The sequence below is a fragment of the Fulvivirga ulvae genome (assembly GCF_021389975.1).
Taxonomy (GTDB): domain Bacteria; phylum Bacteroidota; class Bacteroidia; order Cytophagales; family Cyclobacteriaceae; genus Fulvivirga; species Fulvivirga ulvae.
On the sequence record NZ_CP089981.1, the window covers coordinates 4,168,761 to 4,195,111 of the forward strand.

Here is a 26,351-nt window from a genome sequence, read left to right on the forward strand (position 1 = left end):
TAATTTAGCTCAGCCTGTGTGTATTTTAACCACTTTGATTGAAAAGGTGTTTTTATGTTGTTGATAACCAAATATTTCCTGTAAGCGATGGATTTTAATAATGAAGAGAGAAATTCAGCACATCGCTTTTCGATTCAGATAACGTAGGAACAGGCAAAATGCTATTCTGCTGAAAGGGAATGCGACTTTATGCATTGTGAAGGATGATAAGCGCGTACTCCCAAATAAAAAATCATCTAAACAAGTTAAAATAAAGCTATAAATTTACTTAAACTAAAAGAGCTGATGATGTTCGTGTATGCTAAGACGACGGAAATACTTTAATTTAAGGGCGCTGCGCAGGTCGAGGAGGGGATTGCTGACTACAGCCATACTTTTAGTAATTGCAGTTATACTGGCCGTACTCCTTACCTATGAAAAATTAATTCATTACTATGCCTATGACCTGCTCGGTAAAACACTGAAAAGGACTATAGAGCTAAAAACAGATGGATTTTATAGCATTTCATACGACAGTATACATGTCGATTTTGTAGATAGCCGAGCCACACTCTTTAATTTTAAAGTGGACATCGACAGTGCCCAGTTAGACGCATCAGATAAAGAGATGTCGTTGTTTGTGGCGCACGTACCCAAGGTGGATGCCGATATTATCAACTTGCTTGAGGTGATCTTTGAAGATCGGCTTACGCTAAAAACCATCATTCTGCAACAACCCGAGGTGTGGATAGCCCAACCACGACAGGATGAGGAAAATATAGGACTCAGTAAAGAGAGTGGCGATATCTATAAACAGGTGACCCGGCAGATCCGTGAATTTGATCTGGGAAGCTTCGGCCTGAGAGAGGCAAAAATCAGTTACAAGCGAGACCTGATGTCTCACGACTATGATTTTGTGGTTGGCAACATATCATTTCTGATCCGGAATTTTGGATGGGATAGTGACCAAAATAATGACCCTCAATTCCATTCAGACCACATTAGCTTATTGGTAAAGGATCAGACATTCAAGCTTAAAGACTCAGTACACTTGTTCACTTTTGACTCGGTGTTGCTCTCTACCAGAGAGTCGCGGGTTGAACTGGTCAACGTACACCTGCACCCGCGTAATGATATAGTGAGCAGCGGTAAAGGCGTGGGTCGCAACGCTTATTCCATTGGCATTCCGTCCCTCTCTCTTCATGGTGTTGATTTTGACCGGGCTTATACGGACAACTTACTGGCCATCCGTGAAATTGATCTGCGTTCACCAAATTTTGCAATGGATAATTTCCTGACATCGGGTAAAAATATTGAAGCAGATCCCTCGACCGAAGAATTAATTAAAATAATAACTGAGCTATTTAATGTTATAGAGGTCAAAACGCTGAACATAGACAATGGAAATGTCGATATTCTGAGAGACAGGGCGCCTTCCGCGTCACGCTTCAAAGCCACCAATATATTTGCCCACGTTAAAAATGTACGGATTGATACGCTGGATTACAGTACAATAAAGTACGACAGTGCTACTGTAGGGTTAAAAAATTACTATTACAGTATGCCTGACAGCATTCACATCCTGAAACTCGGAAGCCTCTCGTTTGTAACCACTAACAAGTCTAACATAACGATTGATTCGCTGAAAGTGTTTGACCGACTTTCATTTGGACAGAAAGCTGAAAGAGGAGGTGTTGTCAACATTGAATCACCACAGGTTAAGGTATCCGGTTTTGAGTTTGAAAGGTTCATTGATAACAATCAGTTAGTAATGGATAATATTTCTATAGAGCGGCCGGAAATCAGACTTCACTTGAAAGATCCTTCGCTTGCTGTAAGTGAAAATCTTAATCTGCCTGAGTTGGTAACATCTGTTTTTGACTTCCTTCAGACTGATAGCATTAATCTGAATAACGGAGAAGTTAGCATTATGAGGAAGGGCGAGTCATTTATTGAATTTCACGGTCTAAATGCCTCTGTTGGTGAGGTGATCAATGGGGGAGGGAAGTCCAACCTGTACCTGGATAGTTTGGATATGAAAGTCTATGCCCGTAGCATCGACGTAGCCTCGCCAGCAAACATTACGGCGCGGCTTACCGGTATTTCGCTTGTTCAAAACGATAATACCAAACTCACCATCCGGCAGGCTGAGATTGATGGTGATGAGGCGACGCCCCTGAAAGCATCACTCTCCGGGGTATTTGTTCCCCTTCCGGGAATTTCAGTATTTCTTAACTCACCGGAAAGTGCGATGAATGGACTAAGGGCACGGGAGTTTAGGTTTTTTGCAGACAAAGCGCTATTTCAAAAGAAGTCGGATCCTGAAAAGGGGGCAGGGTTTTCATTGAAACGCATCAATCTTGGTAAGGGCATCATCAATATTGTTGATAAAAGCAACCCGGTATTTACATCCAATGTCAATTATCTCAAATTCAGAGATTTGGTGGTGAGTGAAGGTGAAGCCCCTGTAGTGAAAGGGCTGGAAGTTGCTATGGCAGTATCTACCGTTTACAGTGAAGATAATGTGGTCAAATTCAGTCAATTGCTGCTTTCGGAGAAGTCGAAGCTACTGGCGGTAAAGCAATTGTCAGTTAAAGGAGAAAATGAGATTTTGATAGACACCGTTTCATCAAAGGGGATGGAAGTGGGGCGTTTTGTCAATGAGAAAAAACTTGATGCCAGGGAAATTTTAGTCCGTAATACGAGCATTAAGTTGGGCAAGCCGGAAAAGAAAAAAGAAAAGTCTGCCATGTACTTTAAAGATTTGCAGCAAAAACTCAATGAAACATTAAAAGATATTAAAATAGGCAGGCTGATACTGGCCAATGCTACTTTAGATGATCAGGACGGAGTAGTGGCACGAGGGGTGAATATAGATATTAGAGATGTACGCATTGCACCTGGTAAGAAATGGAACTACAAAATACCCTTTGCACAGAGCATGACTGCAAATATGGAGACGCTTTCCATAAACAGTGACAAGTCTGAAGCAGCTATTAAGGGGTTGACGCTAGACTCCCGAACAGATGCAATAACTGTTAATAATTTTTCTTTTATGGAAAAAGAAAGAGCTGGAACAATCAAAGTCCCGGGGCTTCATATGAGCATTCCGGACCTTTATACTTTAGTCAATCATCAGAAAATTAATATACAAAAAATTAAGCTGATCAAGCCGGATATTACCCTGCAGCAGCCAAAAGATCAAACCTCGGGCAAGAACCTTCTGGAAGGTGAGACATTGAAAGAGGTTGCCATTCATAACCTTGATTTGAGCAATGGCAACCTTGTGCTTAAGCGCGAAGGAAAGAGCGATTTTAAGCTAAAGAATTTCTCTGTTAACCTGAAACAGATGCTTTTGGATGAAAAGACCAATTTGAGTAAAGATGTATTGGTATTTGAAGGTATGACAGCTACAGCACCTGATCTGAGCTTCAAAACCAAAGATGGCTTAAATACCATTACCATAGAAAAAGTGGCATTTGCCCTTGAAGATTCGAGCCTTACGATCAGCAACCTTCGTTTTGTACCGCTGCCACAGTTTGAGTATTTTGATAATAAAAATTACGAGAGTGACTGGATAAAGGCCAGTGCCGGTACCATCAAGCTTTCAGGCTTGCATCTGGATAAATTCTTAAACCATCAACTGATCGACAGCAGGCACCTTTTGATCGATAATGCCAAAATTGAGGTCTACCGTGATAAAAATATGCCTGATCCTCCCGCTAAGGAAAAACCTATGTACCATGTTGCTTTTAAGAACTATAAAAAGCCGGTGAACATTGACAGAGTGGATATTAATAACACAAACATTACCTATACCGAGTTTGCGGAAGGGGCATTGCAACCAGGTTCGGTTTCTTTTGATGAGTTTTCTGCTGTTTTTAAGAACGTAACCAACCGGGAAAGCCTGTTGAAAACGAACCATTTTATGACCATGGATGCCAAGGCTATGGTTATGGGCAAGGCCAGGCTTGACCTTTCCATGTCGTTTGACATGACCTCTCCGGCAGGCGCATTCACCATAGGAGGAAAGCTGGCAGCCACTCCATTGAGAATATTCAATGATATTACGGTTTATAATGCCAATATTGATATTCGTGAAGGTTATGCCAACAGCCTCTTTTTCAGTGCCCGCGCCAATGAGGATGTGGCCTATGGCACCATGGAATTCAGGTATGAAGACTTAAAGATCTACATTCTGGATAAGCCCTCTGAGCGTACTCAACGCTCTGGTAAATCCATTGCATCCTTCTTCGCCAATACGTTCGTGATCAATAAAAATAATCCACACCTGTTCAAATTCAGGGAAGGGAAGATCTACTTCGAAAGAAATCCGAACAAGTCACTTTTCAACTACTGGACAAAAACCTTTCTCAGCGGCCTCGTAGCCAGCATCGGAGTGAATAACAATAAAAAGGAGTTCGAAAGAGTGACCAGTGATGAGGAACAGGAGAAGTAAAAGTTATTTAACCGTGATCACCAGAAAATCGAACGCATAATTAACCGTCATCACGAGAAGACACGACGAAGTGATCCCCTCATTTCCGGGCATACACTGATTCGCAATTAGGATTCAATTTGTCATCCATAGCAGGGGATTGCTTCCTACTACCGTCGTCCCAATGGCGAGTAATGTACCTCACAAATCGTCATGACGATTACCTCATATAGATTTTGCAAATGATGGCTTAGAAATTATCAATTTGATTAATGTTGAGGATGGCCGCATCTTAGCATCAGGTTTTAAACTCAGCCATCTGAGTTTATGGCCCGGAGTAATCATATTCGACAACCATAGCAAATCGCTTAAAAACTTGTTTACCGGATTATGCCACACGTATTAAGGTACATAGGTATTTCACACCAAACCGCTTCAGTATCAGCAAGGGAATCTTTTTGCATTAGCGAAACCTTGAGAAGGTCACTGAGCAAGAATATTACGGCTACCTTTTCTGATGTACGCGGGTTGATGCTGATCTCCACTTGTAACCGAACAGAAATATATTTTGAATCTCGATCAACCAAAGCAGCAGAAGTAAGGGATTTTTTTATGCGCTCCGTGGGCGTGAATAGTGAGGATGAGAACCAACGCTTTTTTGAGCTGTCGGACGATACCGGGGAGACGGCTAGCAGGCTTATGCAGGTGGCCAATGGTTTGCAATCTGCTGTTGTGGGCGATAAGCAGATTATTTCGCAGGTGAAAGAAGCATACCAATTCTGTCTGGCTCAAAAGCATCAGGGCTCACTGCTGGAAAGGTTGTTTCAGGCCGTATTTAAAAGCCACAAGCGAATTGCCAACGAATCACACTATCGGAGTGGCTCCACTTCTACGGCTTACTATTCACTCAGGCTGATAGAAAAGGCCTTGGGTAAATCGACATTGCCGGATAAAAAATTGTTGATTATTGGGGCGGGCGAGATTGCACGGGATGTGGTCAGTTATTTGAGCAAATTTAATTTTGGCGGTGTTTATATTGCCAACCGTACAGCAAGTAAAGCAGCAGACCTGGCACAAAGGCACTATCTTGAGACTTATGATTGGGAGCTGGTAGAAGACGGGCAGCTGGGCCACTTTGAGGCTATAATCACTGCAGTTAGCAATCGTCAGTATCTGCTACATCAGCCCATCATCACTCAGCAAAGGCAGGTGATTGTAGACTTGGGTTTCCCTATGAATGTGCATCCGGAATTAGGGACTGTAGCCACCCTTTATAATATAGACGACGTGTCGGGGCAAATTTCCCGGACTGACCAGCTACAGGCAGACGCACTAACCAAGGTGAAGGCCATTATTAAACAGGAACTTGACCTTTTTATGGATTGGGCAGAGAAAGGTGAGAAGCGTAAAATCATTAGAAAATATAAAGCTGAGGCTGAAATGACCGTTGCAGAAAGCCTAAAACAGCATATCAGCATTAGCCTCAGTAGTGACGAACAGCAGGCGATTATCCGAACGCTGAGCAGGAAAATGATAAGAAAACAGGCTACGCTTTTAATGGGATAGCCTAAGGGTTTAATAAAATATTGAAATAGTAAATACAAGATTATGAATAAAACGGGGTTGTTGGTGGTAAACTTGGGTACACCGGATGCGCCGGAGTATGGAGCGGTAAAGCGATACCTGACGGAGTTTTTAATGGATGGCAGGGTAATAGATTTACCTTTTTGGAAGCGCTTCTTGCTGGTTAATGGCATCATCGCCCCATTTAGGTCGCGCAAAGTGGCCCGGGAATATAAAAAGCTATGGACAGGGCAGGGATCTCCATTATTGACCCACGGCCTGGTGCTGGTGCACAAGCTGTTGCAAAAGTTTGATAGCAGTCCCTGGGATGTAGAGGTGGAACTAGCTATGCGCTACCAAAACCCTTCCATAAAAGTGGGCCTGGAAAAATTACGGGCTAAGGGAGTGGGCCAGATCATTGTATTTCCCCTTTTTCCGCAGTATGCCTCCGCCACTACCGGTTCGGTTAACCAAAAAGTGATGGAGGTAGTCTCTCAATGGCAGGTGATACCAAGCATCCAGTTTCTCAACAGCTACCACGGCCACCCTGAATTTATCAATGCCTTTGCTATGAAAGTGTTAGCTGATATTGGCAAGCATCGGCCAGATCATGTACTTTTCAGCTATCATGGTATACCAGAGAGGCACCTAGACAGGATCAGGGCAGAGGCAGATTATTGCGATGCAGGCTGTAATTGTGAAAACGAAGAATATCAACCATATTGCTATCGAAGCGCCTGTTTTCAAACTTCAAAACTCATCGCTAAAAGTATTGGGCTGGGTGCGGGCAATTACACGACATCCTTTCAAAGCAGGCTGGGCAAAGACCCCTGGGTAAAGCCTTATACCGATGCCACGATTGAAGAGCTGACCAAAAAGGGCGTTAAAAACTTGCTTGTTGTATCCCCGTCCTTTGTAGCTGATTGTCTGGAAACAACCCTTGAAATAGGAGAGGAGTACCGCGACTTGTTTCTGAAAAACGGCGGAGAGCAGTTCAATTTCACGGAAAGCTTAAACGCTGATAACCTTTGGGTTGACGCAGTTTTTAACATTATAAGTACAAAATATTTCAAGACAGAAATACCTGAATCAGGTCGAATTTTTAGCCTGGCCGACACTGGAAGCAACGTGCTTTCATCTGCCAGATCGATTTAGGTTTCTGTTTGGTGGTTTTAGTCAGATTGCTTAAATAAAGAGATCAAATAAATCTCCTCACTATTTTTAGGCAACTATTGGTAATTTTGAAATCTTTAAACATCTTTGCATCCCGTTTAACGAAAGCGGTTCCAACTAATCAACTCATTAATGCCCAGGTGGCGGAATTGGTAGACGCGTTGGTCTCAAACACCAATGACTTCACGGTCGTGCCGGTTCGACTCCGGCCCTGGGTACTAAAGCCTGAAGATAGCTCTTCAGGCTTTTTTTATAGGTACAGGTTTTATCTTGACCTTGATTACTCTTATCATCACAAAAGGAACATCATCAGATGAACATATACAAACAAATCGAAGAGGAAATACGCAATGCTTCCCATATCGTTATCACATCCCACAAATCTGCCGACGGGGATTCTGTGGGCTGTTCGCTGGGGCTGTTGCATTTTATAGAAAAACTGGGTAAAAAGGCAGTGATTTGTCATCCGGATCCGGCACCCGATTTTTTATACTGGCTGGATACTTCGCCCATATTGCTGATGACCCAAGAACCTGAAAAGGTAACAGAGGCCTTTCTTGAAGCTGATTTGATCTTTTGCCTTGATTATCACGCCGTGAACAGGGTAGGGGATATGCAACCATTATTAGAATCAGCAACGGGCAAAAAAGTGATGATTGACCATCATCTTGACCCGGAAGAATTTCCTGATATTGTAGTTTCACAAACGTCTGCCTCGTCTACATCAGAGCTGATTGTAGATTTGATTGAAGAATCGGGCCATGGGAAATTATTGGATGAAAAAATAGGCACCCCTTTATATCTGGGTATGCTTACCGATACGGGGACTTTCCGGTTTCCATCGGTAAAGCCGAGAACACATGAAGTGCTAGCCAAGCTCCTTGCTGCGGGCGTACAGCATCATCTGGTCCATGAGTATCTTAATGATAATAACACCGTAAGTCGCTTGAGACTGCAAGGCTATGCCATGAGTGAAAAATTGGAAATTATGGAGGATTATCAGGTCGCTATTATTTCTTTATCCAAAGAGGAGCTTGCCAGATACAACTACAAAAAAGGCGATACTGATAGCCTTGCCAACTCTGCATTATCCATAAAAGGCATGAGGGTAGCTATCGTGTTTACCGAACGCGATGGAATTATCAAAATTTCGTTTCGCTCGAAAGGGCAGGAAAATGCTGTCAATGTGTTGGCGGCTGAACATTTTAATGGTGGAGGCCATGCCAATGCTGCAGGAGGTATGAGCGAACTATCCGTAAGTGATACCCTGGATAAGATCAGGAAATTGATACCGGAGTATTTTTCAAAGGCAATTGCAGATAACTGAACCTCTGCCTTAGAGGTAGAGCTTAAAAGAAAATGTGATGATATTCAAAATTAAAAATGATATAAGACCTGAAAATGCTGAATATTATGACATTTTATGTGTTGAAAAGATTGAACATTCACACGGTATTTCTTCCGTATCGTTTGTTATAATTGAAGAATTAGCGCTTTCTAGCAAAGTTGTACTTAGGTTTGACTGGAAAGAGAAGTATCAGATTGATCCGACGGATTTTCTGTGGATCGAAGAAACAAATATTTTATTTTTTAAGTCAACCAATCAGTGGGCAGCGTTTGATTTATTATTTAAAAAGTTGGTTAGGCATGAAAGCTCTAATTGGTCTCCTTTAATCACCAGAAGGCCAAACTATGTTTTGATTGAGGATGATATAATGGCAGAGGCCGTTGACCTCAATGGGAGAATGATCGATTCAGTTCCAATAGATCCTCCAACTGAGGCCGTAATTTTTGATGATAGAATTGAATACAACAGTCCTGTATTTGGAAGGCAGACTCTAAAGTTAAAAACTTTTAATTCTGATCTCAATTGTTCTCAAAGCACTGAGCGGATTTGATTGTTTTTTGAATAAATCAGGTAAATGTTCTGATAGACTTAGCAGTCAAAATAAGCTTGCTATTAAGTTAATGTAATAAGGTTCTGATTAAGCATGAAGTTGTTGATACCCATAGTACTTCTTTCATCTTATATGACATGCTCCGCTCAAAAGGAAAGTGACCTGTACATACATGTTGATTCTCTTATACATAATCATATCCAATATGTATATGATTCAACCACAGATAAACAGCTTGAATATAAATGGGATTCGACTAAAGTTGCCAGGGCTCATTTTTCTTCTTTTTCGCCCAACCCTTCACCCCTAATAATTTTGGATGGACTAAAAACGGATCGATCCGAACTAAATAAATATACTCTCGAACAAGTTTCCAGCATCGTGTGCTACAAAAAGCGGGATATAAAGATGCAAGCGCTTTATGGGACATCATCGAAGAATGGAGTCGTATTGATAGTGACGAAAAGGTTTAAGAGGACGATTAAATGATAAATTTTGAATAACTCTATGAATTTTGGGAATTGAAATACCAGCGTAACAACCAAAAAAATCAAATTTTCCCTTGGATTCATCAATAAAATCATAATACCTTTGCATTCTCATCCTTAATCAAGAAAGGAGGCATTATGTTGGTGCAATATTATCATATCGAACTATAGACCGGATTAAGTAACAAAAGCTTACTGATAAAGATATATCCGGTCCTGATGGTTTTTCCATCAGGACTTTTTTTATACCCAAAATTTCCGGTCGCCAATCTCAATTAAATTATTTCAGAAATGTGCTGGCATAGCATTGCCCTCACTTTTCTATTCGTTTATCAAAACGCTTTATGGGCAAGAGTAAACTAAAGGGTAAAGACCTTAGGAAAATTAATTATTCAAATAATCAGGCCATTAGTTTGGCTGTTGATATCATTTCAAAACATTATAAACATTCCTTGAAAGAGGAGCAATTAACATTACTACATGATGTAAAACAACGCTATACAGAGTATCTGGATCACGAGCATTGGAGCGTATTGGCCCGGGAGTTTCAACCTGTGGAAGTGCTGAAGGAGAAATCTGAAATACCACTGCTTAAAGACAGTGGTCAGTTTCATGTATTTGGCCGAAAGCATATCACCAGCAATGCCTATCAGCAAATGGAGCTGGCCATGAGGCTGCCCATTGCCAGAAAAGGAGCAATGATGCCTGATGCGCATCAGGGCTATGGTCTGCCTATCGGCGGAGTACTGGCTACTGAAAATGCTGTGATACCTTACGGTGTAGGCCTGGACATAGGCTGTAGAATGAGTCTCAGTATCTATGATCTGAACTCAAGATACCTGCAAAAACATGCCTATCAGTTCAAAACAGCACTGAAAGAGAGAACCAATTTTGGTACAGGAGGTGAGCTGGGTATTGCTCAGGAGCATGAAATACTGGATCGTGCAGAGTTTGGAGCAACGAGCCTTCTAAAGCAGCTTCACGGAAAAGCCGTCAAGCAATTGGGTACATCGGGTTCCGGGAATCATTTTGTGGAGTTTGGGCTGGTCAGTTTGAAGCAGGACAATGAGCTGGGCTTGCCTGCGGGAGAATACATTGGTTTGTTGTCACACTCCGGTTCACGTGGTTTGGGAGCTTCCATAGCTAAGCACTACATGGGTATTGCTATGGAGAAGTGCCTGCTACCAAAAAGTGCCCGGCATCTAGCCTGGCTCGATCTGTCAACAGAAGAAGGGCAGGAATACTGGCTGTCTATGACTCTGGCAGGAGACTATGCCAAGGCATGTCATGATCAGATACATTATCATTTAAGTAAGTACTTGGGCATTAAGCCAGTGGTCAATATTGAGAACCATCACAATTTCGCATGGAAGGAAAAGCAGGTGGACGGTGAAGAGCTGATTGTTCACCGAAAGGGAGCAACTCCGGCCAGCGAAGGTGAGTTGGGAATCATACCCGGCTCGATGACCGCACCGGGCTTTATCGTTAGAGGTAAGGGCCATGAGGGTGCTTTGCAAAGCGCATCGCATGGCGCAGGAAGGAAGATGTCACGGCAAGCTGCCAGAGAGTCTATTTCTGGCAGCGCTATGAAAAAGTTACTCAGCGAGCACAAAGTCACTCTTATAGGAGGAGGGACAGATGAGGCCCCTGTAGCTTACAAAAACATCGAGGAGGTGATGAAGAGCCAGAAGGAACTGGTTGAGGTTATCGGCCAGTTTTTGCCAAAAATTGTGAGGATGGACAAAAATTAACATTATGAGTTTAAAAACAAACAATATATACATGCAGATATCTGCCGGCAGAGGGCCGGCAGAATGTGCCTGGGTGGTGGCTCAGTTGCTCAAATACATACTTTCAGACTTTAAAGCAGCCGGTTTGGTTTGCAAAACTTTAAGCAGGAGTCTGGCCTCAGAGCCTGGTACGCTCAACTCGTGCCTGATCCAGATTAGTGGCCGGGAGGCCAGGAAAAGAGCAGAGGAGTGGGAGGGTACCGTACAATGGATAGGTAAGAGCCCTTACCGGAAATTTCATAAAAGAAAGAACTGGTTTGTGGGCATTAGTTTATTTGTGGAGGCTGAACATCAGGACTACAAAGAATCAGACCTGGTCTTCAATACTTACCGGGCATCCGGCCCGGGAGGTCAGCATCGCAATAAAGTGGAAACGGCAGTAAGAGTAACCCACAAGCCATCCGGCATAACTGCTACTGCCAGTGATTCAAAATCTCAGTTGCAAAATAAAAAGGCAGCGATAGAGAAAATAAAACTGGCCTTAAACCAACTCGATATTGATCAGATACAGGAGAGGATAGATGAGCAATGGCGTGAGCACTTATCACTTCAACGGGGAAATCCCGTCAGGGTATTTGAAGGAGTGGGGTTTTTGGAGAGGTTATGATTAATACTTGCCAGACTGTCAGCTGAGTCTTGTATTCTAAAAAGTCGGTCCAAGATGATCGGCTTTTTAGATTTATATACTTTTAAAAGTCGTTGATGAGGCCGAGGTATTGGTTATTGGTCTAGTTTAAGTAGCAGGCGCTCAATTAAAGCCACTTGCGCCGGATTAATTTTTATTATGGCCTGATCTATAGGGAAGAATTCAGCTTTATCTATTTCAGGAAAACTTTGCTTCTTGCCAGATCGAGGAGGCCACTCTATTACAAATGTATTGCTCGAATGCATAAAACCTTCATTAACATTGCCTTCCATTGCCCAGCAATGTACCACTTTCCCTCCTTTTTGCTTTATAGTACCAAGAGGGAGCAAGTTGCTCTCAGGCTTTATGCCCGTTTCTTCTTCAAACTCGCGCAGGGCAGCTTTGTGCAGGTCTTCTCCTTTTTCCGGCAACCCTTTAGGAATAGTCCATGAGCCTTCATCCTTTTTTTTGAAAAAAGGCCCACCGGGGTGAACCAGAAAAACTTCCGGCTTGCTATTGTGTATTCTGTACATCAATATACCTGCACTTTCGGGTGACATAGTTACAAATTACCATTAATTAACAAAAATGAATGAAGGAGCCGAAGCTTTCTTTATTTTTGGTATTACTAAGTTTATCGATGTGTAATTCAATTCACTAACATGAATTGCGGAATATAGGTTAAATCATGCTCAGAGAACTTGATCAATATTACCTGGACAAAGAGGAGCCAACCCGGGGCTGTTTGCTTGCTTTGAGAGAAATAATCCTTAAACAAGATGACAACATTAAAGAAACGCGCAAGTATGGGATGCCCTGCTTCTGCCATGGGAAAAAGCATTTTTGCTACCTTTGGACAGATAAAAAGACTGATGAGCCATACATCCTGATGGTAGAAGGAAAGCATCTCAGTCATCCACAACTGGAAAAAGGCACACGTGCCAGAATGAAAATATTCAGGGTCAAAGCGGAGAGTGATTTGCCTGTGGACGTTATTGAGGCTATTTTGAAAGAGGGGTTGGAGCTTTATCGGTGATCAGCTGACTTATCCTGGCAGTTAGAGTATTTGGTAATCAGTGTTGTAGAATAATAGAACCTCACCATCTTTAAAACTTTTGCACTGTACCATTCTTCATGGAAAAACCGGAAACAAATAAAAACTGAACCTAAACTATCATCACTTCCCTATGCGAATAAGCTATTGGCTTATCAGCAAACAACACCTTTGTCTCGGACCATACGCTCTTGAAGAGGTCGGAATGGCGGTAGTTGTTGAGGGCATCTTCGTCATCCCAATGGCTGTAAGTGACGTAGACATTGCCTTTGTTGTAGTCTTGGTGCAGTTCCAAATGATTACATCCGGGGAAGGAGCGGATCTTTTGTTTGCTGGTGTTGAATACCTTGAGAAAATTATCTACTTCTTCCTCACGGAAGGTCATTCGTACTATTCTTATAAGCATGTTATTCGTCAAAATTGATGATCACGGGACTGTCATAGTCCAGGCCCAGCAGCTCGGAAGCTATGCCTTGGTTAATGCCCAGTTCCATATACCCCTGATCGTTAAAAATTATAAATACATCTCCCGCATCAGCGCCATTTACATTGTCCACTATCCGGCGACTGTTTTCTCGGCCAAACGTAATGTTATAGCCTTTTTCTTTGCTAAGAATGTCAAAAGTAGTTTTGTCAATATTAGTGATCAGGTTGCCATAATGATCTACCCTGATGACGTTGCCAACGATCTGCTTTTTATTTGCTTTAAGGTGCCTTCCAAGCATGCGTTTGTATTCTTTAAGCGGTGAACCCAAATCCTGCAGTGCCTTACCACTGGCCAGTTTTGCAGCGGCAGGAGCAAATACCTGTTTGGCCGGAAAGGTAGATTTTACAGGTGAGATTGAATTAATATCCACCTTAAACCGGGCTTCCTGATCACTGATCAAACCAAATAATCCGTTATCCGTACCTATAAAGAAATGGCCTTCAAGTTCTATGGCAATGTATTTGTCCCCGGGCTGCCCGGAGGTATTCACTGCTACCAGGTGCACAGTGCCTTTGGGAAATTCCCGGAAAACGGCTTTGAGTACATACGCAGCATGAGCAATATCACAGGAAGCTATCTGGTGACTGATATCTACAACAGAGATGCCAGGGTTGATGGAAAGAATTTTTGCTTTAACGGCTGACACGTAATGATCACTTTCTCCAAAGTCAGATAAAAATGTGATTATAGCCATATAAGCAGTGATGAGTTTTTGTGCCGCAAGTTCAATTTTAATAACAACATTACATCAATGTTATGGTTATTAAATCTGAACTTCCTGTTTTGAACGGCCGTTGTTATTACGTATTTTTGTTTAGGGCAAAATTAGTTAAAATTTGACCATTAAAAATTCCATTTTAAATTAATTAGCATTTGGTAGAGAAAGTCATTACGCTGGAAAATATCTCCCTTATAGACTTCCTGGGAGTACAGAATAAAAACATCACAGAAGTAGCTTCAGCCTTCCCAAAGAGCAAAATTGTGTCGCGTGGCAATGAGATCCGGATCAAGGGTAGCACTACAGAAATTCTCAAAATCAATGATATATTAAACTCGCTTATAGAACATTATCACAAGTACGGAAAAGTGACCGAAGATAATGTGCAGACTTACCTTGCCAAAGAAGCTGAAGAGAAGCTTCCTGACGAAGAAGAAGTGCTGATTTATGGTACGCGTGGGTTTACGATAAAACCGAAAACCATCAATCAACAGAAGCTGGTATATGCGGTTAGAGAAAATGACCTGGTTTTTGCTTTGGGGCCAGCCGGTACCGGTAAAACGTATATTTCGGTGGCATTGGCCGTTAAAGCACTCAAGAACAAACAGGTAAAGAAGATCATTATTACCAGGCCAGCCGTGGAAGCTGGAGAAACACTGGGCTTTCTACCCGGAGATCTTAAAGAGAAGCTGGATCCTTATCTCAGGCCCATCTATGATGCGCTATTTGATATGGTGCCTTCGGAGAAGCTGAGGTACTATATGGAAAATAATATTATTGAAATTGCCCCGTTGGCATATATGCGGGGAAGAACACTTAATAATGCCTTTATACTGCTTGATGAAGCGCAGAACACAACACCGATGCAGATCAAGATGTTCCTGACCAGAATGGGACCTAACTCGAAGGTTATCATTACCGGTGACACTTCGCAGATAGACCTGCCTAAGAAGCAAAAGTCTGGTTTGATAGAGTCAATTAAGATACTTCGTCCCGTTAAGGGCATCGGTTTTGTAGAGCTTACAGGCAAAGATGTAGTGAGGCATAAAATAGTAAAAGACATCATAGCTGCCTATGATGATCATGAAAAAAAGGAAACAGAAAATGGTAACCGTTCAACTCGCTGATAGCAATAAGCTATTAAAACAGGCCTTCAGGGTCAGGGAAGAAGTATTTGTCAATGAGCAACAGGTAGCTCGTGACGAAGAGTTTGATATTTTTGAAGACGAATCACATCACTTTGTTGCCCATTATGGAGATGTGCCGTGTGGTGCAGCACGCTGGAGAACCACCGAGGAAGGTATTAAACTGGAACGATTTGCCGTAAAGAAAGCTTATCGTGGCAGGGGAATTGGAGCACTTTTGGTAGAAAGTGTATTGGAGCATATCGCTGTTCAGCCCGATGTCGCAGGTAAAAAGCTGTATCTCAACGCTCAGCTTACAGCAATGGCACTTTATCATAAGTTTGGTTTCAAGCCTGAAGGTGACCGCTTCATGGAGTGCAATATCGAACACCAGAAAATGGTAAGGGAAATTGGATAAAAAAATCACCTATCGGCTGGCTACATCGGATGATCTCACAGACATCGTCAGAATGCTTGCGGATGACGAACTTGGCTCTAAAAGAGAACGTTTTGAGGAGCCTTTGCCTCAAAGTTACGTCAGGGCATTTGTTGATATTGCCAGAGACCCTCACCAGGAACTGACGGTAGTAGAAGAAGATGGGAGAATTATTGGTGTTTTTCAACTCACCTTTATCCAGTACCTGACTTACCAGGGCGGTATTAGGGCGCAGATAGAAGGTGTAAGGGTGGAGGCCGGCTACAGAGGAAAGGGCTATGGCAAGAAAATATTTGAGTATGCCATAGACAGAGCACGCAACAGAGGTGCGCACCTGCTGCAACTCACCACAGACAAACAGCGGCCCGAAGCCATTGAATTTTATGAAGCCCTCGGCTTTGTGGCCTCCCATGAGGGAATGAAAATGCACTTTTGAGTGACATTTACTGGCTTGCCAGTTACCGGTTAAACTACTCATGGGCTATCTCTGCTGGCTTTGCAAAGCGCAAGTTACCTGCTGCCTTTTGGCAATTGCCTGCTTTTTTCACCGATCACCTCTCACCGATTACTGATAACACACTGTTTGCCGACTACTGCCCACCGTTTACTCCTTACCGTTGGTACTTCGGTCTCCGGTCTTTCTGCTTAGGACAACCGTTCAGATCGCTGTTATTTCTAGCCGATTAGCGAGTGCCTGACCTGGATAGAGTCCTCAATTCTGCCACTCTTCCATCTTTCCATCCTTCAAACCTCAAACTTTCACCTCCCAATATCAACTTCCAGCCTTGTGGCTTGCCTTCAAAAAAACTATCTTCGGGCGTGTTACGCTGGATACCATATGCATTCGTCAGAGTTACTGCTTTTTTTATTGCCGGCATACTGGCGGGCATTTATTTTGGTGGTATCTTGAATTTTACAGGACTGTTCCTGATATGCCTTGCAATGATATTATTTTATGGGCTTATCTTCTTCCTGCTTAAGAAAAGCTTCTTTTCAAATAATCACTTTATTGCGATAGTTGGCTTTTTTACAATGGCCATGTTAGGCTATTTAAGAGTAAGTTATGCTGATGAGACGAGGAATGCGGGTCACATCATTCATCATATAGGTGAAACGTCCTACTATCTTGTTACTCTGCAAAATCCCGGAGAAGAGCGGGCAAAAACCATAAAGTTTGAGGCAGAGATAAAAGGTGTTAAGAAGGGCGACCAGTGGTTACAAAGCTCAGGCAAGATCTATCTGTACATTGATAAAAGCCGGCAGTTAAAATACGGAGATCAACTGCTTGTCAAAGGAAAGCCGGGAGCTATCAAACCACCACAGAATCCCGGTGAATTTGACTACAAGAGGTTCCTGAGCTTCAAAAATATTTATCATCAACATTATCTAAGGGAAGGAGACTTTCAGGTTGTAGGAAATACGCAGAACCCTGTATTTGCTTTTGCATTTTGGGCTAAGGCCTGGGCTGCAGGTGTACTTGCGGAAAATGTAGATTCAAACCGCGAATTGGGCATTGTTCAGGCACTGGTGATGGGCATAAAGGACGATCTTGATGACGACACTCAAAAGGCCTATGCCGCTTCAGGGGCTACGCACGTGCTGGCTGTCTCAGGGCTTCATGTCGGGATTATTTATGGCATTATCTTCTTCGTGCTGAGCAGGTTCCAAACCTCCGCTCGAGGAAGGTGGATTGTGGCAGGCATATGCATTCTTATTCTTTGGTTTTATGCCCTGCTCACTGGCCTGTCGCCTTCGGTTTTGCGGGCAGTAACGATGTTTACGTTCGTGATCATAGGTCAGGCTACGGGTCGTGATTCCAATATTTACAATACACTTGCAATTTCAGCTTTCTGCATCCTGATGTATGATCCACTCCTGATCATGTCACTTGGTTTTCAATTGTCCTACCTTGCTGTGTTGGGTATAGTGTATGTTCAGCCACGGATTTATAATCTTTATGTGCCTGATCAATTGGTTTTGGATAAGTTATGGGCAATAACCTCGGTAGCACTGGCTGCCCAGTTGGCAACTGCGCCTTTATGCTTGCTGTATTTTCACCAGTTTCCAACTTACTTTTTTTTATCCAATATCGTGGTTATCCCCGGAGCTATGGGCGTGCTTTGTATGGGGCTCGGTGTTTTGGCACTAAGTTTTATGCCTGCACTTTCAGCGGCTTTAGGGTGGCTTTTAAAATGGTGGGTTTACGGGATGAACGAAAGCATTCTTGCCATCAGAAAATTCCCATTTTCCCAAATTACTAACATCAGCCTTACCGGACTCGAAGCTGTATTGGTGTTTGGTATCATTATCTCCTTTTTGATTTTCTTCCATTATAAAAAACTGCGTTACGCATGGTCTGCCGTCATATTCTCATTGGCTTTTAGTATATCACATGCTGCCGGACTGTTTGCCACCACTGATAAAGTTACGATCTATAAAATCAACGGACATACGGCGGTTGATTTTATGGTTCAGGGAGACTCTTATTTATACACTGATCCTGATTTTGAAATGACTGACCGTAAGGTTGACTTTCACGTTGAACCTAATCATTTGCTTTCAGGCATCTCACGTATGCATTGGTTGCACCATGAGCAGGTTGGATGGATAAAGGTGGTAAATAATGTTCATCTGGCCTGGTTTAGAGGTAGTAGCTTTGCAATGCTGAGCGAGCCTGTTCCCCAATTAACAAAGCTGAAAAAAACATTTAAGGTGGATTATGTGCTTGTATGTAAAAGCTTTGATAAAGACCTGGCATGGATTCAGGATAACTTTCTTTTCAAAAGGATTATTCTGGACGGATCATTGTCTTGGTATCAGGCAAAGCGATTTAGAAAGGAGGCAGAGGAGTTGGCTTTACCCTATTACTCTGTGTATGATAATGGTGCTTACGAACTGGAACTCAACTAAAATATTTCGACATATGGAATTTATAGAATACGGCAAAAAAGGACAAATTGGATACATTACACTGAACCGCCCTGAAAAGCGTAATGCTCTTAGCTTTGAAGTGGTTACGGAGCTTAAGGAAGCTTTCACTGAAGCATCGCAGGATGATGGTGTAAAGGTTGTAGTGCTTAGGGCCAATGGGAAAGCATTTTGCGCAGGAGCTGACCTTGGGTATCTTCAGCAACTTCAGGCAAACACCTATGAAGAGAACCTTGAGGATTCCAACCATCTCAAGGAATTGTTTTACCAGATCTACACTTTGGATAAAGTAGTTATTGCACAGGTTCAGGGACATGCCATTGCAGGCGGGTGTGGATTGGTTTCAGTTTGCGATTTCGCATTTACGGTGCCAGAGGCCAAGTTTGGTTATACCGAAGTCAGAATTGGTTTTATACCTGCTATTGTAAAAGTTTTTTTACTCAGGAAGATTGGCGAGATGAGATCCAAAGAATTGTTGCTTACCGGTGAGTTGATTACCGCTGATGAGGCCAGGGCTTACGAAATTGTAAATAAAGTGGTCTCAGCCTCTGAGCTGGAGGAGGTAGTAGAAGAATTTGCTAAAATGCTGATAAGCAAGAACAGTAAACAATCAATGGCTTTTACCAAGCAAATGATAGCTGAAGTACAGGCCATGTCACTGGAAGAAGGTTTACAATATGCGGCGGAGATGAATGCGAAGGCCAGGGCCAGTGAAGACTGCCAGCGAGGGATAGCAGCTTTTTTAAGTAAAGAAGAAGTAAAATGGTAATATTTATATCTTTTATAAGGTGTTTATTGGAAAAGATATAAAAAGTCTTTATTCGCAGATGGTTTAATAGGCAAAAATGCAGAAGGGTGTTTAATTTGGGTTTTTAACCAACCAAAATTATGAAGACAACCAAACGACTAACCCTTTTTATTATCTTGCTTTTCTCTGCATGGTCATTACCACTTATGGCGCAGTATAGCGGCGATTCCTGGAAGAAAGTCCAGGGAGCAGGCACGGGTACTGTTTCATTCGCTTATGTAGAAACACCCGGCTTTGTATATAAGGATGCCTCAGGTCAATTGACCGGTATTTGTGTAGATATTATGAATGATTTTATTCAGTACGTAAACGAAACAAAAGGTGTGAAACTAAGCAGTAAGTTCGTTGGCGATGGAAGCAGTTTCACCGGCATGTACAATCAGGTAAAAACAAGCAGAGATGGTGTTTTCGGGCTTGGGAATATCACCATTACAGATGGCAGGAAAAGGGAGATCAGATTTAGTCCTCCTTTTATTACAAATTTTGCTATTCTGATCACCCAAAAAAGTGTACCTACGCTCAATAGCCTTGACGAAATATCAACAAAATTTAAAGGACTTACCGCTTATACGGCTAAAGGCACATTGAATGATAAGAGGATTCAGGATCTTAAAAGTAAGTACTACCCGGAAATGAAAATAGCCTATGCAGCCTCCAGCCCTGAAACTCTGGATAAGGTACTGTCAGACCCGAAAGCATTTTCGTACCTGGACCTGGCTTTTTACCTTGATGCTGTACAAAGGAAACACCCTCTCAAAAGACATCCCATAGGAGACCAGGCCTCTGAACAATTTGGATTTATATTACCAATGAACAGTGACTGGCAACCTTTGATGGAGGAGTTTTTTAGCGCAAATGGAGGTTATACTAATTCTGTAGCGTATAAAAAAATACTAACCCGGCATTTGGGAGATACCGGAGTTAAGCTTTTGCAAACTGCAAAGTGATAATTACGATAAAACTCATGCTGAAAAAGAGGTCGTCCTAAAAGACGACCTCTTCTCATTTTATAATAGCCTATTGTCTGTGTCATTGAGGCTTTGTTTCTTTGGGTCGGATATATAATGGATTTTGAGAAATTATAACAATATAAAAAATGTAATTTCAAAGGATGAGTGATGCAGTAGAACAACCTTTAAATATACTCAAGAAGTACTGGGGCTACGATGCGTTCAGGGAAGTGCAGGAAGAGGTGGTGAATGCCGTACTGCTGGGAGATGACGTGCTTGCATTATTGCCCACAGGTGGAGGGAAATCCATTTGTTTTCAGGTACCTGCCATGGCCAGAGAAGGTTTATGCGTCGTTGTTACTCCGCTGATTGCCTTAATGAAAGACCAGGTCGAGCAGTTGAATAAAAGAGGGATTAAGGCCCAGGCTATTTTTTCAGGCATGAGCCGGTCTGAGATCGATATTAAGCTGGATAACTGCGTTTATGGGGATGTAAAATTCCTGTACCTTTCACCGGAGCGTCTGCAAACAGATATTTTTAAAGAACGCCTACAAAAAATGAACGTTGGCCTGCTGGCCGTAGATGAGGCTCATTGTATATCCCAGTGGGGCTATGATTTCAGACCTGCTTATTTAACCATTGCAGAAATACGCCCGCTGATACCTGAGGTAAACATTATAGCGCTTACGGCTACCGCCACACCGGAGGTAAGGGATGATATTCAGGATAAACTGCTGTTTAAAAAGCATAACGTATTTCAAAAAAGTTTTGCCCGCTACAACCTGTCCTATGCAGTACGCAAAGTAGAAGATAAGGACAAAAAACTCCTGGAAGTGCTTAGGAATGTTAAAGGAACAGCGATAGTATATACCCGTACCCGTAAAGAAACAAAGCAAATAGCTGCATTCCTTTTACGACATGGCTTTTCTGCAGACTTTTATAATGCCGGCCTTACCCATGAAGAGCGTACGAATAAGCAGGACAACTGGATCAAGGACAGGAAACGGATCATGGTGGCCACCAATGCCTTTGGTATGGGTATAGACAAACCCGACGTTAGGGTAGTGGTGCATATGGACATTCCTCAAAACCTGGAGTCGTACTACCAGGAAGCGGGGAGGGCCGGAAGGAATGAGCAGAAAGCTTTTGCGGTCGTCATTTACGAGGAGGCCGATATAGATGACCTTAAAGCCCAGCTGGATCAGCAGCATCCTTCAATAGAAAGCATTAAAAGAGTTTATCAATGCCTTGCCAACTTCTACAAAATGGCTGTTGGCAGTGGCCTTGGGCAGAGCTTTGATTTTGATATACAGGATTTCTCCGATCATTACGGAATCCACCATATGGAAGTTTACTATTCCCTCAAAAAACTGGAAGAAGAAGGGCTGATCCAGTTTAACGAGAGTTTTTACAACCCTTCCCAGCTCCATTTTACGGTTGATAATCGTGCTTTGTATGAATTTCAGATCGCCAATGCCAAATATGATTTCTTCATTAAGGCATTATTGAGGATCTATGGAGGAGAGGTGTTTAGCAATTTTGTAAAAATATCAGAAGCTCAACTGGCGAAGGTGTTGGAGACTACTGAAAAAGAAATCATCAAAGCCCTGGAGCGGTTGGATGACCAGGGAATACTGACTTATGACAAAAGAAAAGAGAAACCCCAGGTGATCTTTACCGTGCCACGCCAGGATAGCACTACCCTGAAACTCGACAGGGCACGGCTGGCAGAGCGGGAGAAAACTGCCAGGCAAAAGATGGAGGCCATGATCAACTACGTAAAGCATGAAGATACCTGCCGTACGCAGTTAATATTGGATTACTTTGGCGAGAGTACCTTTGAAAACTGCGGTATTTGCGATGTATGCCTGACTAAAAAACATGATGACAAAGACCATGATATTGAAGGCTACCGCTTACAGGTAAGGCACCTGACTGGAGAAGGGCCTCTTACAGTTGAGGAGCTTATGGAAAATATTAACCCATCGGAAAAAGAGATGTTTCTCAACCTGGTTCGTGAGATGATTGACAGCGGAGAACTGAGGTATGATGATCAGTGGAGGCTGGAGAAGGTGTAGCCAGCCAATAGATAGTTAAAGAAGGATTATTAATCAGCACAAAAAAGCCTCTGTCAATTGCTTGCAGAGGCTTAAAGATCAGGCGAGAAAACCCGCCATTATATTTTAAAGGATCTTAATCTTCCAGAGCTTTTACACCCGGTAATTCTTTGCCTTCCATGTATTCAAGCAATGCACCACCACCTGTAGATACGTAAGAAACTTTGTCGCCATAACCAAGCAGGTTAACGGCTGCGGCAGAGTCACCACCACCGATCAAAGAGAATGCTCCCTTTTCAGTGGCTTCAACCACGGCTTCGGCAATGCCAGTTGTTCCTTTAGCGAAGTTCGACATTTCAAACACACCCATAGGGCCATTCCAAAGTATGGTTTTTGAGCTTTTAATGGTCTTTGCAAAAACTTCACGAGCCTGTGGGCCTATGTCCAGTCCCATCCAGCCATCAGGGATAGCGCCATTCCGTACTATGTCAGTTTTGGCGTTGTTATCAAACTTATCAGCAATTACTGAATCGAAAGGCAATTCAAGGTTTACTCCCTTTTCTTTCGCCTTTTTGATCAGCTCGTTAGCAAGATCTAATTTGTCTTCTTCTACAAGTGATGAGCCTATGTCACCACCCATGGCTTTGAAGAATGTATATGACATACCACCGCCGATAATCAGGTTGTCAACTTTATCCAATAGTTTTTCAATGATCAATATTTTATCCGAGATCTTCGCACCACCCATGATGGCAGTATAAGGCTTATCGGCTTTGTCGAGTACCTTTTGGGCGTTTTCAATCTCTGCAGCCATTACGTAACCGCAAACTTTTTCATCAAAAAACTGAGCTACAATGCTGGTAGACGCATGTGCACGGTGGGCTGTACCGAAAGCATCGTTCACATAAATATCTCCGTGCGCAGCTAGTTTTTTTGCAAAACCTTCATCCCCCTTTGTTTCTTCGGGGTAAAATCTCAGGTTTTCAAGCAGTAATATTTCACCGGGCTGCAAGCCTGATGATTTAGACTCAGCTTCTTCTCCAATGCAATCAGGAGCAAACTTTACGTCGGTTCCGAATCTTTCAGAGAGGTCTTTGATCAGGTGTTTCAATGAGAATTTATCCTCAGGGCCACTTTTCGGCCTTCCGAGGTGGGACATTAACACTACTGAACCTCCATCGCTAAGTATTTTCTTTATGGTGGGCACTGCGGCCCTGATGCGGGTGTCATCCGTGATCTCAAATTTGTCATTCAAGGGCACATTAAAATCTACTCTTATTAAGGCTCTTTTGTTTTTAAAGTTAATGTCATCAATAGTTCTCATAGGCTGATTTTTTAAAGGCGTAAATATCTAAAATTATATCATAAACTGCCTAACTAACCTGATTGTTTTTAAGTTATGTTGTTCCAGTTCATAGCTGGTGATGATAAGGTTAGTTAGCGTACAGGGATTATTTGGCAGCTGCCCTTTTCAGGCGGTCATTGATGGCGAGGCCAAGGCCGTGCTCAGGCACCGGTTCTGCAAGAATGTAATCTATATCCTTTTTGTCCAGTAACCGTAGTGAAGAGAACAGGTTTTTCGCAGCGGTGGTCAGGTCACCATCGGGGGCCAGTATCATTTGGTGCTCGGGCACTATACCTTCAACAGAACGGGTGAAACTGATGATGCCGGTGCGGACTTTCCCATATTCTTTGACCAATGTATCGAGACTTCCTACGATCACCTTTTTACCAGGGGAATAGTGGCTTTTCAACATGCCGGGGGCTTTGGGGTTAGAGGAGGAGTGAGGCATGAGCTTCACCTTGCCGATAATGCTTTCGATCTTCTCTTTGCTAAGCCCGCCTAATCTGTGAATGACAGCTTCATCCCCTTCGAACCCTACAATGGTAGATTCTATTCCGACAGGGCACGGACCGCCATCCAGCACATATTCAATTTTTTCACCAAGTTGATCATCAACATGTTGTGCCGATGTGGGACTTACATAGCCAAAGGGGTTTGCACTTGGAGCCACCAGCGGAAAATCCAGGGATTGCAATAACTGCATGGTTAAAGGTTGGTTGGGGATGCGCACTGCTACGGTATCCATACCTGATGTGACAAGATCGGGGATGATGGCTTGTTTGGGAAGAAGCAATGTCAAAGGGCCGGGCCAGAACCTTTCAGCAAGTAACAAGGCCTTTTTGGGCAGCTCTTTTACAATATTTTTAACCTGATCCAGTGAGTATGTATGTACAATAAGCGGGTCAAAAGAGGGCCTGTTTTTCACCTCGAAAATTTTGGCAATGGCTTCGGTGTTAAAAGCATTTCCAGCCAGACCGTACACTGTTTCCGTAGGGATGGCTACCAGTTCACTGCTCTCAAGAATAGATTTAGCTTCGTTTATGTCTGTACCAATAACTGCCATATTTCAAAAATTGAACTGCAAAAGTATTAATTTTCGGCTGTATGGAAGAGGAACTTATAAATTTATATATTTACCTGTAAACAATAACCGACAATGATATGAGCAATAAAACCAGATCAACCCTTAAGATAGTCTCGATTATTTTAATTGTGCTGTGGGCACTAAGAGCCAAAGCTATTATTATAGTCCCTATCTTGGATCCATATATGTTTTGGATTGTAATTATTAGCTTTATTTTACTACTAGTGGCCTCCAGATAACCTTCTCTGATAAAACATTTTCAAATCTAAACTTTAATGTCAGCAATCTGGTTATAACTATAATTCGTCTTTAGTGTAGATCGGATTACTAACTTGGATGATGACGTAGGTAATCATCTTTCATGGTTTTTTAGTGTTATTACAGTTAATTTTAAGGTTGAAGGGGTCCTGTTGAGCAGGACCTTTTCTTTTTTTGCGGTGTTATTTCCCAATGCATGATTTTGACACAATTCACCAGTCACCGATTACTAAAACACTGGTCACCGAATACCCGACTTACTTTTTTGCATCATACGCACAATGCTATCATTTGACTTCACCAGATCCTCAAGTTTATCCAATTCTACCCAGGCCAGATCTTTTGATTCACTGCTTACTATAAGAGATTCATTTTCATCTGCCTCGAAAATAAACCTGACATCATAGTGTAAGTGCTCGGGATCGGTTTTTCGGGCGGGTATGGTATGTATGTCAATGTCAAAAATAGATTTGCTTACCAGCCTGATGGATTTCAACCCAGACTCTTCCTGAGCTTCTTTAGTGGCCACATTGATGATATCAGGGTCGCCATCCGCATGCCCGCCAAGTTGGAGCCAGCGGTTGAGCTTGTGGTGATGTGTAAGGAGGGCTTTGGTTCCCGCTTTGTTGATTATCCATGCAGACCCGGTAACATGTCCTTCATCCAGCGACCTTTCAAAGCACTCAGGGTTCTGCTTTACAAAAGATAAAAACGAAGCCCTGAATTCTTTTTCCGCTTCGAATTCAGGGCTGTAGTTATTAAGTTTATTGATCAGGTCTTGCCTGTGCATTTATTCTATGATGATAGTTACCTTGTTCATTTTTCCTTCAATCAGTGTGTCTGTCTGCACACCTGCGCCAATGTTGTTTTTATCACCTTTAACGGCATTTACAAAATATACTTTTGGCTCCAGGTCCCTGAACTTTACCTGACCTTTGCTATCGGTCATTTGCTTTTCGGTTACAGGATTGGTTTCGTTTCTGTAATCTTCTTCAGTAGGAAATAGTTGTACAGATACCCCTTCTTCCAGGTTGCCTAGTTCATTCCGGACAGTAATTTTAATGGAGGTATTCAAAAAATCAGCATGAGTGAAAGCAAAAGCGCTCAACAAGACAATAAATGCTATTCCTAATTTTATCTTTTTCATT

At 42.5% G+C, this 26,351-nt stretch carries 23 protein-coding genes and 1 tRNA gene; 16 read left to right on the forward strand and 8 right to left on the reverse strand.

Annotated features, from left to right (window positions below; all coding sequences use genetic code 11):
• Positions 1–298 precede the first annotated feature (298 nt).
• The 8 genes from LVD17_RS17785 to prfH all read left to right on the forward strand — a co-directional run bounded on the left by LVD17_RS17785 (position 299) and on the right by prfH (position 11,936).
• The gene (locus LVD17_RS17785; RefSeq protein WP_233760360.1) at positions 299–4,438 is read left to right on the forward strand and encodes a hypothetical protein; all 4,140 of its coding nucleotides are present in this window, start codon (positions 299–301) and stop codon (positions 4,436–4,438) included.
• 369 nt (positions 4,439–4,807) lie between these two features.
• Positions 4,808–5,983, forward strand: a complete 1,176-nt coding sequence (gene hemA, locus LVD17_RS17790; protein ID WP_233760361.1) for a glutamyl-tRNA reductase — start codon at positions 4,808–4,810, stop codon at positions 5,981–5,983.
• A 42-nt stretch (positions 5,984–6,025) separates the two neighbouring features.
• Positions 6,026–7,135 carry a ferrochelatase gene (gene hemH / locus LVD17_RS17795; protein WP_233760362.1) on the forward strand — a complete coding sequence of 370 codons (1,110 nt, stop codon included), beginning with the start codon at positions 6,026–6,028 and terminating at the stop codon, positions 7,133–7,135.
• 152 nt (positions 7,136–7,287) lie between these two features.
• Positions 7,288–7,371, forward strand: a tRNA-Leu gene (locus LVD17_RS17800).
• 95 nt (positions 7,372–7,466) lie between these two features.
• Positions 7,467–8,480 carry a DHH family phosphoesterase gene (locus LVD17_RS17805; protein ID WP_233760363.1) on the forward strand — a complete coding sequence of 338 codons (1,014 nt, stop codon included), beginning with the start codon at positions 7,467–7,469 and terminating at the stop codon, positions 8,478–8,480.
• A 37-nt stretch (positions 8,481–8,517) separates the two neighbouring features.
• The gene (locus tag LVD17_RS17810; RefSeq protein ID WP_233760364.1) at positions 8,518–9,051 is read left to right on the forward strand and encodes a hypothetical protein; all 534 of its coding nucleotides are present in this window, start codon (positions 8,518–8,520) and stop codon (positions 9,049–9,051) included.
• 832 nt (positions 9,052–9,883) lie between these two features.
• Positions 9,884–11,290: an RtcB family protein gene (locus tag LVD17_RS17815; RefSeq protein WP_233760365.1), complete on the forward strand. Its 1,407-nt coding sequence runs from the start codon at positions 9,884–9,886 to the stop codon at positions 11,288–11,290.
• 4 nt (positions 11,291–11,294) lie between these two features.
• Positions 11,295–11,936 (forward strand): peptide chain release factor H, encoded by a 642-nt coding sequence (prfH, locus tag LVD17_RS17820; RefSeq protein WP_233760366.1) that lies wholly within the window; start codon positions 11,295–11,297, stop codon positions 11,934–11,936.
• A gap of 113 nt (positions 11,937–12,049) precedes the next feature.
• On the opposite strand, the gene LVD17_RS17825 is transcribed toward prfH, so the two are convergent.
• Positions 12,050–12,514: an NUDIX hydrolase gene (locus LVD17_RS17825; RefSeq protein WP_233760367.1), complete on the reverse strand. Its 465-nt coding sequence runs from the start codon at positions 12,512–12,514 to the stop codon at positions 12,050–12,052.
• Between the two features lie 128 nt (positions 12,515–12,642).
• Between LVD17_RS17825 and LVD17_RS17830 the strand changes: the two genes are divergently transcribed.
• Positions 12,643–12,990: a DUF1801 domain-containing protein gene (locus tag LVD17_RS17830; protein ID WP_233760368.1), complete on the forward strand. Its 348-nt coding sequence runs from the start codon at positions 12,643–12,645 to the stop codon at positions 12,988–12,990.
• A gap of 130 nt (positions 12,991–13,120) precedes the next feature.
• On the opposite strand, the gene LVD17_RS17835 is transcribed toward LVD17_RS17830, so the two are convergent.
• Positions 13,121–13,414 carry a putative quinol monooxygenase gene (locus LVD17_RS17835; RefSeq protein ID WP_233760369.1) on the reverse strand — a complete coding sequence of 98 codons (294 nt, stop codon included), beginning with the start codon at positions 13,412–13,414 and terminating at the stop codon, positions 13,121–13,123.
• A 1-nt stretch (position 13,415) separates the two neighbouring features.
• Complete coding sequence (locus tag LVD17_RS17840; RefSeq protein ID WP_233760370.1) at positions 13,416–14,189, reverse strand: SAM hydrolase/SAM-dependent halogenase family protein; 774 nt, start codon at positions 14,187–14,189, stop codon at positions 13,416–13,418.
• Positions 14,190–14,368: 179 nt separating this feature from the next.
• Here LVD17_RS17840 and LVD17_RS17845 point away from each other — a divergent pair, with 179 nt between their 5' ends.
• Genes LVD17_RS17845 through LVD17_RS17855 form a run of 3 tightly spaced genes read left to right on the forward strand, consistent with a single transcriptional unit; the run spans position 14,369 to position 16,209 of the window.
• Positions 14,369–15,340, forward strand: coding sequence for a PhoH family protein (locus LVD17_RS17845; RefSeq protein WP_155174192.1), 972 nt, complete (start codon positions 14,369–14,371; stop codon positions 15,338–15,340).
• On the forward strand, positions 15,297–15,755 hold the full coding sequence (locus tag LVD17_RS17850; protein ID WP_233760371.1) for a GNAT family N-acetyltransferase: 459 nt from the start codon (positions 15,297–15,299) through the stop codon (positions 15,753–15,755). Before LVD17_RS17845 ends, LVD17_RS17850 begins: the two co-directional genes overlap by 44 nt.
• A complete protein-coding gene (locus LVD17_RS17855) occupies positions 15,748–16,209 on the forward strand; it encodes a GNAT family N-acetyltransferase (RefSeq protein WP_233760372.1) in 462 nt (153 codons plus the stop codon). Before LVD17_RS17850 ends, LVD17_RS17855 begins: the two co-directional genes overlap by 8 nt.
• A gap of 247 nt (positions 16,210–16,456) precedes the next feature.
• Here the strand turns inward: LVD17_RS17855 and LVD17_RS17860 are convergent, their stop codons facing one another.
• Positions 16,457–16,651: a hypothetical protein gene (locus LVD17_RS17860; RefSeq protein ID WP_233760373.1), complete on the reverse strand. Its 195-nt coding sequence runs from the start codon at positions 16,649–16,651 to the stop codon at positions 16,457–16,459.
• Between LVD17_RS17860 and LVD17_RS17865 the strand changes: the two genes are divergently transcribed.
• From LVD17_RS17865 to LVD17_RS17880, 4 genes are all read left to right on the forward strand, one after another.
• Complete coding sequence (locus tag LVD17_RS17865) at positions 16,593–18,683, forward strand: ComEC/Rec2 family competence protein (RefSeq protein ID WP_255702596.1); 2,091 nt, start codon at positions 16,593–16,595, stop codon at positions 18,681–18,683. The genes LVD17_RS17860 and LVD17_RS17865 overlap by 59 nt on opposite strands.
• A 13-nt stretch (positions 18,684–18,696) precedes the next feature.
• Positions 18,697–19,470, forward strand: a complete 774-nt coding sequence (locus tag LVD17_RS17870) for an enoyl-CoA hydratase/isomerase family protein (protein ID WP_233760375.1) — start codon at positions 18,697–18,699, stop codon at positions 19,468–19,470.
• A 119-nt stretch (positions 19,471–19,589) separates the two neighbouring features.
• Positions 19,590–20,456: a substrate-binding periplasmic protein gene (locus LVD17_RS17875; protein WP_233760376.1), complete on the forward strand. Its 867-nt coding sequence runs from the start codon at positions 19,590–19,592 to the stop codon at positions 20,454–20,456.
• 164 nt (positions 20,457–20,620) lie between these two features.
• Complete coding sequence (locus LVD17_RS17880) at positions 20,621–22,537, forward strand: RecQ family ATP-dependent DNA helicase (protein ID WP_233760377.1); 1,917 nt, start codon at positions 20,621–20,623, stop codon at positions 22,535–22,537.
• Positions 22,538–22,652: 115 nt separating this feature from the next.
• Here the strand turns inward: LVD17_RS17880 and LVD17_RS17885 are convergent, their stop codons facing one another.
• From LVD17_RS17885 to LVD17_RS17900, 4 genes are all read right to left on the reverse strand, one after another.
• A complete protein-coding gene (locus tag LVD17_RS17885) occupies positions 22,653–23,840 on the reverse strand; it encodes a phosphoglycerate kinase (RefSeq protein ID WP_233760378.1) in 1,188 nt (395 codons plus the stop codon).
• A gap of 127 nt (positions 23,841–23,967) precedes the next feature.
• Entirely contained in the window at positions 23,968–24,924 is a 957-nt protein-coding gene (locus tag LVD17_RS17890) for an L-threonylcarbamoyladenylate synthase (protein ID WP_233760379.1), read from the reverse strand.
• Between the two features lie 520 nt (positions 24,925–25,444).
• Positions 25,445–25,993, reverse strand: a complete 549-nt coding sequence (locus LVD17_RS17895; RefSeq protein ID WP_233760380.1) for an NUDIX hydrolase — start codon at positions 25,991–25,993, stop codon at positions 25,445–25,447.
• Positions 25,994–26,350 (reverse strand): carboxypeptidase regulatory-like domain-containing protein, encoded by a 357-nt coding sequence (locus LVD17_RS17900; RefSeq protein WP_233760381.1) that lies wholly within the window; start codon positions 26,348–26,350, stop codon positions 25,994–25,996.
• Position 26,351: the final 1 nt, after the last annotated feature.